At 62.3% G+C, this 13,251-nt stretch carries 17 protein-coding genes; 13 read left to right on the plus strand and 4 right to left on the minus strand.

All coding sequences use genetic code 11. The features are described 5' to 3' along the window. Nucleotides 1-17 precede the first annotated feature (17 nt). The 6 genes from AC0J5Z_RS05870 (at nt 18) to AC0J5Z_RS05895 (ending at nt 4,703) form a co-directional block, all read left to right on the plus strand. Entirely contained in the window at nt 18-782 is a 765-nt protein-coding gene (locus tag AC0J5Z_RS05870; protein WP_475038115.1) for an IclR family transcriptional regulator, read from the plus strand. A gap of 231 nt (nt 783-1,013) precedes the next feature. Further along, nucleotides 1,014-1,172 (plus strand): hypothetical protein, encoded by a 159-nt coding sequence (locus tag AC0J5Z_RS05875; protein WP_167532113.1) that lies wholly within the window; start codon nt 1,014-1,016, stop codon nt 1,170-1,172. Continuing rightward, nucleotides 1,169-1,432 carry a hypothetical protein gene (locus AC0J5Z_RS05880; protein ID WP_475038116.1) on the plus strand — a complete coding sequence of 88 codons (264 nt, stop codon included), beginning with the start codon at nt 1,169-1,171 and terminating at the stop codon, nt 1,430-1,432. Before AC0J5Z_RS05875 ends, AC0J5Z_RS05880 begins: the two co-directional genes overlap by 4 nt. A gap of 408 nt (nt 1,433-1,840) precedes the next feature. After that, nucleotides 1,841-2,296, plus strand: a complete 456-nt coding sequence (locus AC0J5Z_RS05885; RefSeq protein WP_475038117.1) for a hypothetical protein — start codon at nt 1,841-1,843, stop codon at nt 2,294-2,296. A 114-nt stretch (nt 2,297-2,410) separates the two neighbouring features. After that, nucleotides 2,411-3,025, plus strand: a complete 615-nt coding sequence (locus AC0J5Z_RS05890; protein WP_475038118.1) for an SRPBCC family protein — start codon at nt 2,411-2,413, stop codon at nt 3,023-3,025. A 154-nt stretch (nt 3,026-3,179) separates the two neighbouring features. Then, nucleotides 3,180-4,703, plus strand: coding sequence for a CYTH and CHAD domain-containing protein (locus tag AC0J5Z_RS05895; protein ID WP_475038120.1), 1,524 nt, complete (start codon nt 3,180-3,182; stop codon nt 4,701-4,703). Between the two features lie 67 nt (nt 4,704-4,770). On the opposite strand, the gene AC0J5Z_RS05900 is transcribed toward AC0J5Z_RS05895, so the two are convergent. Beyond that, nucleotides 4,771-5,607, minus strand: coding sequence for an alpha/beta fold hydrolase (locus AC0J5Z_RS05900; RefSeq protein WP_475039584.1), 837 nt, complete (start codon nt 5,605-5,607; stop codon nt 4,771-4,773). A gap of 179 nt (nt 5,608-5,786) precedes the next feature. On the opposite strand from AC0J5Z_RS05900, the gene AC0J5Z_RS05905 reads away from it, so the two are divergent. From AC0J5Z_RS05905 to AC0J5Z_RS05920, 4 genes are all read left to right on the plus strand, one after another. Beyond that, on the plus strand, nt 5,787-6,797 hold the full coding sequence (locus AC0J5Z_RS05905) for an AvrD family protein (RefSeq protein ID WP_475038121.1): 1,011 nt from the start codon (nt 5,787-5,789) through the stop codon (nt 6,795-6,797). Further along, nucleotides 6,794-7,768 (plus strand): beta-ketoacyl-ACP synthase III, encoded by a 975-nt coding sequence (locus tag AC0J5Z_RS05910; RefSeq protein ID WP_475038122.1) that lies wholly within the window; start codon nt 6,794-6,796, stop codon nt 7,766-7,768. Before AC0J5Z_RS05905 ends, AC0J5Z_RS05910 begins: the two co-directional genes overlap by 4 nt. An 87-nt stretch (nt 7,769-7,855) precedes the next feature. Beyond that, nucleotides 7,856-8,101 (plus strand): acyl carrier protein, encoded by a 246-nt coding sequence (locus AC0J5Z_RS05915; RefSeq protein WP_475038124.1) that lies wholly within the window; start codon nt 7,856-7,858, stop codon nt 8,099-8,101. Nucleotides 8,102-8,165: 64 nt separating this feature from the next. After that, nucleotides 8,166-8,792 (plus strand): flavodoxin family protein, encoded by a 627-nt coding sequence (locus AC0J5Z_RS05920; RefSeq protein WP_475038127.1) that lies wholly within the window; start codon nt 8,166-8,168, stop codon nt 8,790-8,792. A 104-nt stretch (nt 8,793-8,896) separates the two neighbouring features. Here the strand turns inward: AC0J5Z_RS05920 and AC0J5Z_RS05925 are convergent, their stop codons facing one another. The 3 genes from AC0J5Z_RS05925 to AC0J5Z_RS05935 form a co-directional block, all read right to left on the minus strand. Beyond that, a complete protein-coding gene (locus AC0J5Z_RS05925) occupies nt 8,897-9,520 on the minus strand; it encodes a thioesterase II family protein (RefSeq protein ID WP_475038129.1) in 624 nt (207 codons plus the stop codon). A gap of 16 nt (nt 9,521-9,536) precedes the next feature. After that, nucleotides 9,537-9,944, minus strand: a complete 408-nt coding sequence (locus AC0J5Z_RS05930) for a winged helix-turn-helix transcriptional regulator (protein WP_475038130.1) — start codon at nt 9,942-9,944, stop codon at nt 9,537-9,539. An 85-nt stretch (nt 9,945-10,029) separates the two neighbouring features. Beyond that, a complete protein-coding gene (locus tag AC0J5Z_RS05935) occupies nt 10,030-10,683 on the minus strand; it encodes an HAD family hydrolase (protein ID WP_475038131.1) in 654 nt (217 codons plus the stop codon). A gap of 166 nt (nt 10,684-10,849) precedes the next feature. On the opposite strand from AC0J5Z_RS05935, the gene AC0J5Z_RS05940 reads away from it, so the two are divergent. From AC0J5Z_RS05940 to AC0J5Z_RS05950, 3 genes are all read left to right on the plus strand, one after another. Next, complete coding sequence (locus AC0J5Z_RS05940; RefSeq protein WP_475038132.1) at nt 10,850-11,527, plus strand: FMN-dependent NADH-azoreductase; 678 nt, start codon at nt 10,850-10,852, stop codon at nt 11,525-11,527. A 10-nt stretch (nt 11,528-11,537) separates the two neighbouring features. After that, on the plus strand, nt 11,538-12,242 hold the full coding sequence (locus AC0J5Z_RS05945) for an AAA family ATPase (RefSeq protein ID WP_475038133.1): 705 nt from the start codon (nt 11,538-11,540) through the stop codon (nt 12,240-12,242). A 94-nt stretch (nt 12,243-12,336) separates the two neighbouring features. Continuing rightward, the gene (locus tag AC0J5Z_RS05950; protein WP_475038134.1) at nt 12,337-13,245 is read left to right on the plus strand and encodes a helix-turn-helix transcriptional regulator; all 909 of its coding nucleotides are present in this window, start codon (nt 12,337-12,339) and stop codon (nt 13,243-13,245) included. Nucleotides 13,246-13,251: the final 6 nt, after the last annotated feature.

The raw sequence follows: 13,251 nt of genomic DNA on the forward strand, positions 1-13,251 counted from the left end.
GTCAAGCGGGAGAGTGGATGAGTACGCAGAGCGTGGTCACAGCGATTCGGGTGCTGGAGGCAGTCTCCGATAATCAGCCAGCGGGCCTTTCTGAGTTGAGCAGGGAGGTGGATGTACCCAAGGCGACAGTCCTGCGCATGCTCCGGACGCTGGGTGAGTTGGGGTGGGTGGCGCAGTCCGAGGCTCAGGCCGGGAGGTGGGTCCTGACCAACCATGCCTTTGCCGTTGCCAGTCGCGGAAGCAGCGGTTCGCTCATCCGTGATGCCGCCATGGGGCCATTGAACGCGCTGCAGTTGGACACCACCGAGACCGTGCACCTGGCTGTGCCGGACCGCGGTTACATGCTGATCATCGAACGCCTGGACACCCCTCATGTCCTCCGGGCGTTCCTGCCTCTGGGGTCGAGGCTCCCCATGCACGCCTCCTCCACGGGAATGGCTTACCTTTCGGCAGCCGATGACGCATTCGTGGATGAGTATCTGGCCGGCCCGCTTGAAGCCCTGACGCCGCAGACTGTTGTAGATCCCGCCCAGCTTCGAGTGATGATCGCGGACACCAGGGCCCGTGGGTATTCCATCAATGAGCAAGGTCTCAGTACGGGAATCACGTCGATCGGCGTACCCCTGTTGGGTTCCGGTGGCGCTGCTGCGGGCTCCATCTCGATTTCCGGGCCTTCAAGCAGAATTGTGCCAGCGAAGTATCAGGAGTATGGCGAGGCCGCTGCGGGGACAGCTTTGGAGATCAGCCGGACTCTCGGAGCGTTCTCAACAAAGGGGTACTAAGTTTCCTGTCCAAATACTTCGCCCCAGCGGAGTGCGCGCCTATCATGATGCTATGTACGTGCCCCTCACGGGCCGCGGTTCGGTTTGAACCTAATTCCGTGGGGGTACGTAAGCGATATGGAGAAGTAATTCTCCGATCGGTGCCCGTTGGCATGGGTGGCGCTTCAGAAATGGAGTACCAGCGGACGCCTTCCTGAATAGACAACCGTTATTGAAGGGATGCGTAGCTCAATGAATACACTTTTGATAATTGCGGGTGTTATCGCGATCATCTTGCTCCTCGTCGGCGGATTCAACCAAGCCCTCAGCTTCCTGCTGTGGGTGGGAATCATCCTGCTGGTGCTGGCCCTTATTGGCTGGGTAGTGGGTCGTGGCCGGTCACGCGCATGACGACTGATCCAAGCGAAGTTGCCGGTTTTGCGCAGGTTCGCGATGGAACAACAACCCCCGGACATCCCATTCCCAGGGATCCCGGGACGCCGGAATCGAGCAACCAAGTGCCTGTGGGTGATTCGTCGTCGGAAAGTCCGGAAGACGCCGTCGACGCTGGTCCCAGCGAATCAGCCAACCCATCCGGGCCGGCAGAAGAGAAGGACGAACGGACTGCGGACAATCGTGGTCTGACAACCGAAACCAACCCTACGGATTGATCAGGGCGGACGCGGCCGCGGAGGGGAGTGATCCCGGTCCGCGGCCGCGTTTCTTTTGGTCCTCAGCGCCTTTGTCAGTATGCTTACTAATAGCTGGGGGTTGTCAGTTCAGCGATTGGGGTAGTGATGCGGATAGGTTCAATAATCGGGCTGTTCGTGCTCGTGTGGCTCATTATCGGAGCCGTGGCGGCGGGTCAGCGGGGTTACTTCACGACTCCGCCCGCGCAGTGTTCACAGATTGCCACGATCGCCTTGAATGTGGTCGCGGGTCCATTGAATTACATGGGCATGGATCCCCAAGGCGGCTGCGAAATTCCGCAACCGTCGTGATGAGGCTTTGACGGGGGAGCCGAACAGTAACGCTTTCAAGCGCAAATTGCTAAGTCTGCTGTCTATTTTCGTTAGAGCATGGACATACTGCCAGCTGCACTTATAGGTTCGAAGAGTTCCATAAACACGTTCACCGCTGAGGAAAGGACAGGTCACATGGACAAGCACGAGGCCACACCGGAAGAGGAAGTGGGAGGCTACGGCACTCCTACCGCCGAGCAGGAATCAGGCGGAGGGCAAGCACAGCCCCGCGTTGAAGAGGACCTCACCGAGGCCGGCCTGAGCCAGGACAGCCCCGACGGCGAAACTTACGCCACCGGCGCACCGAACCTCAGTCACTTGGATCCGGAGGATTCAGACAGCGCCGGGGAGCCTGGCGCCGGCCGATTCGGCGGAATCGACGAGCAGTCACACGCCGAGCAGTCCACGCAGCCGGAAGGCAGCGACGATAACTTGCCGGACGGCAGCGGGAACGACCTTCCTCAGGAAGAGTCCCCCAACGACGATGACGAAGAAAGTTTCGACGCCGGCTAAGAGCTTTGGCTGGCGCGCTTTGACTGGCGCGCCACTGGTTAAGCAGCCAGCTGGCTGGCGCGCCGCCCGCAGTACCGCATGAGCACCCGAGACACGATCGAAGGAGCAAAACCTATGGCTACGGTTAATAAGTCAATTGAAGTAGATGTACCTGTATCTGTTGCCTACAACCAGTGGACGCAGTTCGAGACCTTCCCCGAATTCATGAACGGTGTGGAGTCGGTACAGCAGATCGATGAAACGGGACTTCACTTCTCAACCAACGTTGGCGGAGTGAAGCGCGAGTACAACGCCCAAATCATCGAGCAAGTCCCGGACTCGCTTGTCAGCTGGGCCAGCGTCGATGGTCCCCGCAATGGGGGCACCGTGAGCTTCGAAGCCCTGAATCCAAGCAGGACAAGGGTCAATGTTGAGATCGTGTGGGAGCCGGAAGGCCTGGCGGAAAAGACGGGCTCCGCGCTCGGCGTGGACAGCCTGCGGGTGGGCGCCGATTTGGACAAATTCAAGAAGTTCATCGAGGCACAGAGACATGAAACCGGCGCCTGGCGCGGCACCGTATCCGGCGGCGATGTTGATGACACCGGTGAGACGTTCGGAAGCGGCGGAGCAGCCACGGCTGAGTTCCCGCCCGTCGATCCTGACCTCGCGGCTCCCGGGGCCGATGTCTCAGCGCCCGCGGCCAATGAACGACCTGCCGAGCCGCCTCAGCCGCGCGCTCCGGGCCTCTAGCACCTGGTCTCAGGCGCCTTGCCTCTAGCGCCAGGCTTCGGACTGGCTCAAACTGGATACAGCACCAATAGATAGCTCCAACGAGGGCCGGCCACCACAACGGGCCGGCCCTCGCGGCATAACGAGACAAACTGCAGAGGGAGTTCTGACAGCCATGGCGACGTCCAGCAATGTGGAGGCTGAGCGAAAATTCGATGCCGACGCGTCCACTCCGCTACCCGCGCTCCACCTGATCGACGAAATCGAAAAAGTAGGCCAACCCGCCAGTCAGAGCCTGGAAGCCATCTACTTTGATACGCGGCACTTGGCCCTCGCCGCCCGCGGAATCACGTTGCGCCGACGCACCGGTGGACCGGACGCCGGCTGGCACCTCAAACTGCCGCTCAGCCCCGGCAAGCGAACCGAAATCCAGGCACCGCTGGGCTCTGAGGATACTGTCCCCGTGGAACTTATGGACCGTGTGCTCGCGTACACCCGCGGCCATGCCGTGGCGGCAGTCGCCACCCTCAGGACAGAACGCACCAGCTACGCCCTTTACGGCAGCGGTGGCGAACGCGTGGCCGACTTCGTGGATGACCACGTCCGCGCGGACGTGGTGGTCGGTGGGCCCCGGGAGCTTGAGTGGAGGGAATGGGAAGTAGAGCTTGCTGCGTCCGATGGAGCCGACGATGCCCTTCTGGACACTCTCACTCGGCAACTCTCGGACTCCGGAGCGACGCTCAGCGAACGAACGTCCAAGCTGGCCACCGCATTGGGTGATTCCTGGCCGGCGCAAAAGGGAACTGACCGGAAAATCTCCATCGACAAGGGATCAGCAGTGGTTCCTGTGCTCAACTATTTGGACACCCAGATTGCAGACCTGCTGCTTCAGGACGCCCACGTCAGGTTGGGCCGGGATGACTCAGTCCATCAGATGCGTTCGCTGATACGGCGTATCCGTTCGGTGTTGCACACGTACCGCAAGCTCTTCACAACGGCCCCTGTGCGGGACCTGGAGACCGAGCTGAAGTCGCTGGCCAAAACCTTGGGGCGGTACCGCGACGTGGAGGTCCTGCATGAACGCCTCAGGAACCATCTTGATGAACTGCCGGGAAAACTGGTCCTTGGGCCGCTGCATGACCAACTCGACCAGCGAATGGCAGTCAGGGCGGATGCTGCAATGTCGGCCATCAAGAACCGGCTGAACAGCCCCCGCTACTTCCGGCTCATGGACCAACTGGAGGCCTTCATTGACGCGCCGCCGGTGTCGCCGAAGGGGAATTCACAGGCCAGGAAGACCACTGCGAAGCTCGTCAACAAAGCAGCCAAGCGGCTAGGCAAACGCCACGACGCCGCGATGGGTGCCGCCGTCGGGCCTCAACGCGACACGGCGTTTCACGAGGTCCGAAAGTCCGCGAAAAAGCTGCGGTTCGCCGCCGCGGCCGTGGAGAGCATCCATGGGAAGCGCGCGGCGAAAGTGGGGGATGCGGCCCACGAAGTCCAGTCGATCCTGGGCGACCATCAGGACAGTGTGATGGCGCGCGCGGAACTGCTGAAGCTGGGCTCGGCCACGGACGTCGGAAACGATGCGTTCACGTACGGTGTTTTGCACGCGATGGAACGCAACTCCGGCGAAGCCACCGAGCAGGAGTACCTGCAAAACGGCACAAAGGCGCGCAAGCTGCGGCTCAAGAAGTAGGAGTTTGTGTACAGCTAACGCCCCCAAGCACGTTCGAGAGGTCAAGGGCTGTACACAAACTCCAAGGCTACTTCTTGAGGAACGCCAGCAATGCTTCGTTGATTTCCGCGCCGTGTGTCCAGAGCATGCCGTGCGGTGCGCCCTCGATTTCCTGATACTCGGCGCTGGGCAGCGCGTCCTTGAAGCGTCGGCCGGTGGCGTCGATGGGCAGGATGTTATCCGCGGTTCCGTGGACAATCAGGGCCGGTACATCGATCTTGGGAATATCGGCGCGGAAGTCCGTCAGCCATGCGGGCTGGGCGGCGACCGATGCGAAAGCGCCGGATTTGCTGGCAAGGTTCCAGCTGGCGTCCACGGATTCCTGGCTGAGGCGTGCGGTGCCGAGGAAGGTGTCACTGTTATAGAAGTTCTTGAAGAAGTCGGTGAAGAAGGCGTAGCGGTCGGCTTTGACGGACTCGGTAAGGCCATCAAAAACATCCTGCGGAACGCCATCCGGGTTGTCGTCGGTTTTCAGGAGGAACGGCTCCAGCGAGCCGAGGAACGCAGCCTTGGCAACGCGGGCCGAACCGTACGTGCTGATGTAGCGCGCAACCTCGCCGGTGCCCATGGAGAAGCCCACCAAGACGGCGTCGTTGAGGTCCAGGGTGTCCATCACCGCCTTCAGGTCCGCGGCGAAGGTGTCGTAGTCATAGCCTTCAGTCGGTTGGCTGGACTTGCCGAACCCGCGTCGGTCGTAGGTGATGACGCGGTAACCGGCGTCGAGCAGTGCGGCGGTCTGCTTCTCCCAGGATGAACCGTCCAGCGGGTAGCCGTGGATGAGGACAACTGCCTGGCCGGTCCCGTGGTCCTCGTAGAAAAGCTCGATCTCAGTGCTGTTTTCGTTTCCGACAGTGATGTAAGCCAAAGCCCAGGTCCCTTCGATGCGGATCAACACGAACGTTTCCAGCCTACTGTCCGGGGCTGACGCGGGCAGGGTCTTCAGCGCAGGGTGGTGTTCCCACCACCACCATCCACGGACACTGGTTGCCGGCGCTGCCGCAGTGGAGTCTTGGATCACCGCCGATGACGATCCAAGGAACCCTCATGCCCCTTGCCCTACACTCCGCCACCGAGAGTTACGCCTCCATCGACGACCTCCTGGGAGACGGACGCCGCCGTTTCTTCAGCCACGGTTACAAGGCCACCAACCCGCGGCTGCGGAACCTTCGCGTTTCCCACACCGTCGCTGAGTCCACGCTGACTGCCCGCGCCGGCTTGGGTGTTGAGGGAGTTTGGTCCATCAAAGGCAACGTGAAGCAGACCCCGCATCTTGGCACCACGGACGTCCTTGTCCTTGCAGCCAGAATGGCAGAAGCCCTGCTGGCCAGCAGGTATTCGCCGGAGATATTGCCTGCTGCCTACCTGACGTCCCTCACCATTTCCGGCGGCAGTGAACCTGTGGAAGGCACGTTGGGTGATCTTGGCTGCAAGGCTACGCTGCAGGACCTCGCCAACGGGTCCGTCCTGAGGTGCTCGGTGGCCTCCATGACCGCGGTCCTCGAAGTAGCCCACGCCCCGGCTGAACTCGGGCTCGCGTCCGTCCAGTCACCCTCAGAAGAAGCATTGGTGGGCGAATCCGCCACCCGCCTCTATGGCGGGCTGTGGGCAGAACGGCAGGTTTCCTTGCTGGACGTGGTCCTTGAACCGGGTTTTGATACAGCGCACGCGCAGCTCTCATTTCGTCAGCAACCCACGTTGGGCCGCCTGCTCGGTGACCGCCGCGGACTGGAAGCTGCCTACCCCCAGGCGCTGTCCGCCGTCGAGTACTTCGTGGCCACCCTGCAACTGGGGCAGGTCCTGCTCTACCGCTTGGACGCCATGGACCGTTCCGACAGCAACACTCTCTGGATGCGCAAAGCCCGGATCACCTTTACCGGTCCCGGCCCGAAGATTGGGGGCGGGCCGGGAACTGGCTTGGAGGTGCGCCTCCGGAAGAGCCGGCTGATCGGGAAGGACGGCGGGTTCTGGCGCTGTGCCGACGTGGTGGGAAGGTTCGACGGCGGCGAAGTAGTTTGCAGCGTCGCTCACCAACTGCCCGCTGGGGCTGTTCAATGAGCGCGAGATCCGCCGTGATCCGCGGCTTGGGCGGCGCGCTTCCCGAACGCGTGGTTACCAATGAGCACCTGTCCACCGTCATGGACACCTCGGACGAGTGGATCCGCCGCCGGACCGGCATCGCTGAACGCCGCCACTCGGACGAGACCGAAAGCACCAGCGTCCTGGCCACCACAGCCGCGCGGCGAGCCTTGGCAAGTGCCGGCGTCGCTAGTGTTGGGCTGCTGATTGTCGCGACCTCGACGCCGGATAAAGTCTGCCCGGCCACTGCACCAAAGGTTGCGGCGAACCTTGGACTCCATGGAATTGCCGCCTTCGACATTTCCGCGGTTTGTTCAGGATTCGTCTACGCGCTGGCTACGGCCAGCTGGGCCATCACTTCAGGCTCCGTGAGCTCGGCGCTGGTGATCGGCGCGGACACGTTCACCCGCTTGCTGGATCCGACGGACCGGACTACATCCGTGATCTTCGGGGACGGAGCTGGAGCGGCGTACCTCTCCGTCGGGACGGCTGACGAGCCCGGCGCCATCCTCGCCTCAACGCTCCATTCGGACGGAAACGGGGAAACGCTCATTCACGTACCACGCAACGCGGGTGCCTTCTTCGAAATGCAGGGCAAGGAAGTGTTCACGCAAGCGGTGGCAGCAATGTCAGACTCCGTGGAAACCGTGCTGGCGAGCGTTGGCTGGACGGCCGACGACGTCGACTCCCTGATCGCCCACCAAGCCAACCTGCGGATCCTGAACACGGTGGCCTCGGTGACCGGAATACCCGGCTCCAAAGCCGAGGTCCATCTGGACAGGGTAGGCAATACGTCCGCCGCCTCGATCCCACTGGCCATGACCGACGCCGGTACCAAGGGCCACAGGTCTCCCGGGGACAAAGTGGTCCTGACGGCCTTCGGCGGGGGAACCACTTGGGGTGCCGTCGCCATGACCTGGCCTTCGATCTCGGTTGTGGACCCGCATTAGGGCCACTACCGATTCCTGCGGGCACGGTGCCTTGCAGGATCATCGTGGCCCGGCCATCCCGGGCCACATTACAGAGGGGGGAAACCAATGGAAATTACAGCTTTGGACGTAGTCGAGGCCATCCGATCCACCATGGACGAGCTCAGCCACATGGGCCCGGACGACACCTTCGCTGACCTGGACATCGATTCACTGTCGCTTGTTGAAGCGGCCGTCATCCTCAGCAGCAAGTTCGGCGTGCGCGTGGACGAATTCGAACTCGCCGATGCAGGAACTGCCCGCGTCGCGGCTGTACTGGTGACCGAAAAGCTGGCCTTGCAGCCCGCCGTCTAGCCAGAGCCCACTAACGAATTACCTATTCCCATCCCATAGACCCAGATAGACAGTGAGGACACCCATGGCCACTCCGGCGATTGCAGTTGTTTACTATTCAGGTTCCGGTCACACCAAGGTCCTTGCGGACGCAGTGGTCTCCGCTGCCGCCTCGACGGGCGCCCAGGCAGCCCTCCTGCGCGTGGATGAACTGACCGAAGAGTCCTGGAAATTCATCGATGAGGCCGACGCCATCATCTTCGGCGCACCCACGTATATGGGTACCGCGCCCTCTGCATTCCACGCCTTTGCAGAAAAGACCGCAGGCCGTTGGGCTGTGCAGAAGTGGCACAACAAACTGGGTGCGGGCTTCACCAACGCTGCGTGCAAGGCAGGGGACAAAAACTCCACCCTGGATTACTTCGCAACCTTCGGCGCCCAGCACGGCATGAACTGGATCAACCTCGGACTGCTCCCCGGCTGGAAGAGCACCAAGGGCACCGAAAACGACCTCAACCGCTTCGGATACTTCAATGGTGCTGCCGCGCAAACGTTCTCCGACGTCGGCATCGAGGGCGTCCACCCCGCGGATATTGCTACGGCCGCCCATCTGGGCCGGCGCGTCGCGGAAATCACGGCGGTCTTCGCTGCCGGGAAGGCGGCCCTGGAGAACCAGAGCACGGACCGGGAACTCATCAGCGCGGGAGCTTAAACGACCCCGCGCGAAGGAGAGGCCGGACACGGATAAAGCCTAGCGCCACGGATAAAAGCCTGGTGACACCCATATTCGGGTGTCGCCAGGCCTTATTCGTGGCGCTAAACCGTGTGTGCGTCCCTACTAGGCTCCGGGGAAAGTGTCTGTTCCACGAGCAAACGCACGGCCGGGTTTCCCACATGGAACAGGTGACCCCCGCTGCCCAGCTTCATCAACCGCGGTTCGGTCGCGCACCACGCTGACCATCGCAGGGCATCGGCAACAGGAACTACGGGATCGTCGGCGCTAAAGAGGACGGTGACTGGAACTTCCAACTGTGTCCTGGGTGGTCTTCCCGGATATCCCGCCAGAAGATCGAGGTCCTCAAGAAGGACCTCCCGGGCACGCGGGGACAGCGCGCCCGCAGCGGTAACTGCGGCAGCACCGGCGTCGTTCATTCCCGAGGGCGGGCGCGCGGCGGCAAGGAAAAGATGTGCCACACGGCCGGTGTGCTGGAGCCGGAGGGCGATCTCGAAAGCGAGGACAGCTCCCATGCTGTGGCCATAAAGGGCGAGCTGGGCGTACGTGGACGTTGTCACGCGTTGTGCGAGGGCATCAGCAGCCGCACCCAGGGATGTGAAGTCCCTGCCGCGGTAACCAAGTTTGGTGACCGCTACGCCGTCGAACCGCCAACCTGCGAAACTGGCCGTGGTTCCTCCGGCATGGTGCAGGCAAAACAGGTGCACGCCGGGGTCCTGGCCGTCAGTTGAACGCTAGCCGGTGGCGGTCGTGCTCCATGCGGGAAGCAGCCACATCATCCATGTGTTCCTCGGCCCACTCCTTCATTTCGAAAATGATGCGCAAGAGTGAGCGGCCACGGGGCGTAAGTTCGTAGTCGGTCCGAATGGGGACTGACACCGTGACATGCCGCAGGACCAAACCGTCGCGTTCCAAGGAGCGCAGGGTGGATGTCAGCATCTTCTGGCTGGCCCCGGGTATGAGCTTGCGGAGGTCACTGTGGCGCTGCTGCCCGTCCTCAAGGGCTAGCATCACCAACGTGACCCACTTGCTGCTGATGGCCTCCAGCAATTGCCGGGCCGGGCATAGGTCCAATGAAGCGTTGTAGTGCTTCTGGGCTTTCTGGCGTTTCTGTTCAGCCGTGAGAGTCATATCCCCAATACTTTCCTCATCAAGTGGACTGGTGGGCACAGTTTACTTGGGGGCCATGACAGCTGGGGGAACGGTGTCGTAAACCTTAACTCACCGGCGTGGCGGAGACCCTCAGCTTGGCGTCAACCACCAGGGATTCCCCCGCCAGCGCCATGAATTGCAGGTCCGAATGATGGTCCCCGTAAGCGAAACTGCCCGCCAGATCCACGTTGTTCCCTAACGCGTGGGCCAGGACGGCCTGAGCTTTGGCAGCACCCACCAGTGCTTCCTCGATCCCACCCGTGTACTTGCCATCGGCCACCACGGGGCGGGTGCATAACAGCTCAAGGCGGGGCCATCGCCGTCGAACCCGTACCAAGGCCGGCTCGAACGATGCCGTCACCGCCACCAGCTGCCGCCCGGCCTCCTGGTGGGCGTCCAGCAGCGACGTCACAGGCTCCAGGAACGGCCAGTCGGAGGGCTGCTCAGCCTGCAGGTCCGCCCAGCGTTCGCCGAGTTCCGCCACCTCTGCGACGCTTCGGCCGTGCCACCAGCGGAAGTAGCGGGCGTTTGTCACAGACCGTGGGACTCCGTGGAGCGCTGCCGTCCGCAAAGCGGCAAGGAACTCCTCGGCCTCTTCACCACGGGCATGTTCGGTGGCGTCGAAGCGAAGGAAGTCGAAGATGGTGTTGTAGGCGGTGACGGTGCCGTCGATGTCTGTGTAAGCAGCTTGGCTGGGAGTGCTTCCGGATTCTTCCACAGGAAGAATCCTAGGGACTGCTACGCCGATCGGAAGCCCCTGGGGGCAGGGCACTTTGAGGTGCCCTAGGCACAAAAAAGTGCGTTCTTACGCGGCGCTGTGCTGTCAGTGAGGATCGATGACGGGGCACAAAGCGTCCCCGAAGCAAAGCCTCGAAAGGAAGCCAATGCCTACCATCCTCCACATCAACGCCTCTCCGCGCTACGCCAACAGCGACTCACTGCGGTTGGCCCGGCACTTCATCGATTCCGTCCAGACTGCCGGTGCGGAGAGTTTCGAAGTGGAGACGCTGAACCTGTTCGACGACGGCGCGCTGCCCGTTTTCGGCCGCGTCGCCGCCGCTGCGAAGATGGCTGTTTTCACCGGCCAGGACCAGACGCCCGAACAGGTTGCTGCCTGGGAGTCTGCACGTGCGGTCTTCGACCAGTTCGCAGCTGCCGACGCCTACGTCTTCAACATTCCCATGTGGAACTCCGGCGTTCCGTACGTCCTGAAGCAGTGGATCGACATCATCACCCAGCCCGGCTGGAGCTTTGGTTTCGACCCCGAGCAGGGCTACCGCGGCCTGCTGGAGGGCAAGCAGGCCCTGGCGATCCACACCAGCGGCGTTTACGCACCCGGCGTGCCGGCCGCGTTCGGCTCCGACTTCAGCAGCACCTTCTTTGCCGACTGGCTGAACTTCGTGGGCATCGAGGACGCCACGCACGTCCGCTTCGCTCCCACGGTGCTCAACGGAGATGTGGATGGCACGCGCCAGGTTGCCGAGGCTGACCTCAGCGACGCCGCCATCGAGTTCGCCGGCAAGCTCAGCGCCGCGGGAACCCTCCAGCTCGTCAACGACTAAGGCGGACGCAGTGCGCATCGGCATTTCAGGTACCTACTCCTCGGGCAAGACGTTCACGTCCATGGCCTTGTCCCACTACACGGGGTTGCCCCGGACCAGGGCCAGGACCATGCGTGAAATCCTGCCTGAGGCCGCGCCGGGCAAGACCCTTGAGGAATGCACGGCAGCGGAGCTTATCCAGATGATCGTGACCCGCCACGTTGAGCGGGCTGTCTACGAGGACAAGCTCTCGGAAGGCTTCATTTCTGACGGGTCATCCCTGCAGGAATGGATCTATGGGTCCGTGCGGGTTTCCCTTGGCCTGAATCCCAGTGCCTCGGCGCATCTTTCTGCGGGCGAAACCGTGGAGAAGACCCCGGAACTCGCCTTCTTCGAAGAGGTGATGACGAGCCTTGGCAACAGCTTCAAGAGGCACGTGCAGAACTCCTTCGATGTGTTCGTGCATCTGAAGAATGAGCTCCCGCTCTCCGCCGACGGGCACCGCCCGGTGAACGATCAGTTCCGGAACATGTCGGACGCCATCCTGCAGCAAACCATGGATGAGCTGGGGATCCCGTTCCACGTGGTGTCCGGTTCCGTGGAGGAGCGCCTTGAACAGATCGCTTGCCTGCTCAACTTGGAGTCACGCATGAGCCCGGAGGACGCCGTACGGTTGGCGTCCGAGGAGTATGCGCAACTGGATGTGCGTTCCGAACGGGAGCGCGTCCTGCAGTAAATCCGCCTGACCCAGGTTTCGGATCTGCTCACCCGTCCGTCCGGCCGGCCGCTACAGAGCGGTCGGCCGGACGCTCGTCATTAGTGGAGAACCCATGCCCACCCATCATTCTGATTCCCACCAAGCGCGGTCCAACCATGCGCGCCTGGGCGAGTTCTTCCGTACCCGCCGCGAACAGACCCGTCCGGAGGACGTCGGGTTACCGGTCAGCCCACGACGCCGGACTCCCGGACTCAGGCGCGAAGAGGTCGCCGTCCTGGCCAACGTCGGGGTCTCCTGGTACACGTGGCTGGAGCAGGGGCGGGCAATCGGTGCCTCCGGGGAGATCCTGGACGCGATAGCCAACGCCCTGCAGCTCAGCCCTGAAGACAGGACCTATGTCCGCAGGCTTGCGTCCGGTCGCCGGCTCAGTCCTGCCGCCGGCAACAGACAGACCGCTGGCAATGATGGCTTTCCTGGGACCGGGGACGGTGGACAGCGTTTCGACGTCGACAACACCCAGCTGGCGCTTCTGCAGCAACTGGTGGATGCCATGGCAAATCCCAGCTACATCGCAGACCCGTTCTGGACGGTGGTGGCCATGAACACGGCCGCCGCTGACACCTTTGATACCCGGGTGGGCGAAAGCTGCCTCCACCGCTTCTTCACCGATCCGGAGCTTGCCCGGCCCCATGTCCACAAAGAGATGATGGCCCGGTCCATGGTTGCCCAATTTCGGGCGCAGTCCGCCAAGTTCCCTGACGATCCCCGTTTCGACACCATGGCCCGGAGCCTCTGTGAGGTCTCGAAGGCCTTCAACGAGCTGTGGCAGCGCCAGGTGGTGAGCGACTCGTACCATGTGGACGTTGTCTACGACCACTCAAACCTTGGACGGCTAAGCTTCGCACCCATGGTCCTGGGTGTCCCGCAGTTTCCCGCTCTCCGCCTGTTTACTTACCTGCCCAAAAGCGGAACCGGAACTCAGGCGGCCCTTTTGGGGCTAAGCCGGAAGGCTGTTGTCTAGTGCGGG

The organism is Paenarthrobacter sp. TRD_SC_7 (assembly GCF_056156245.1).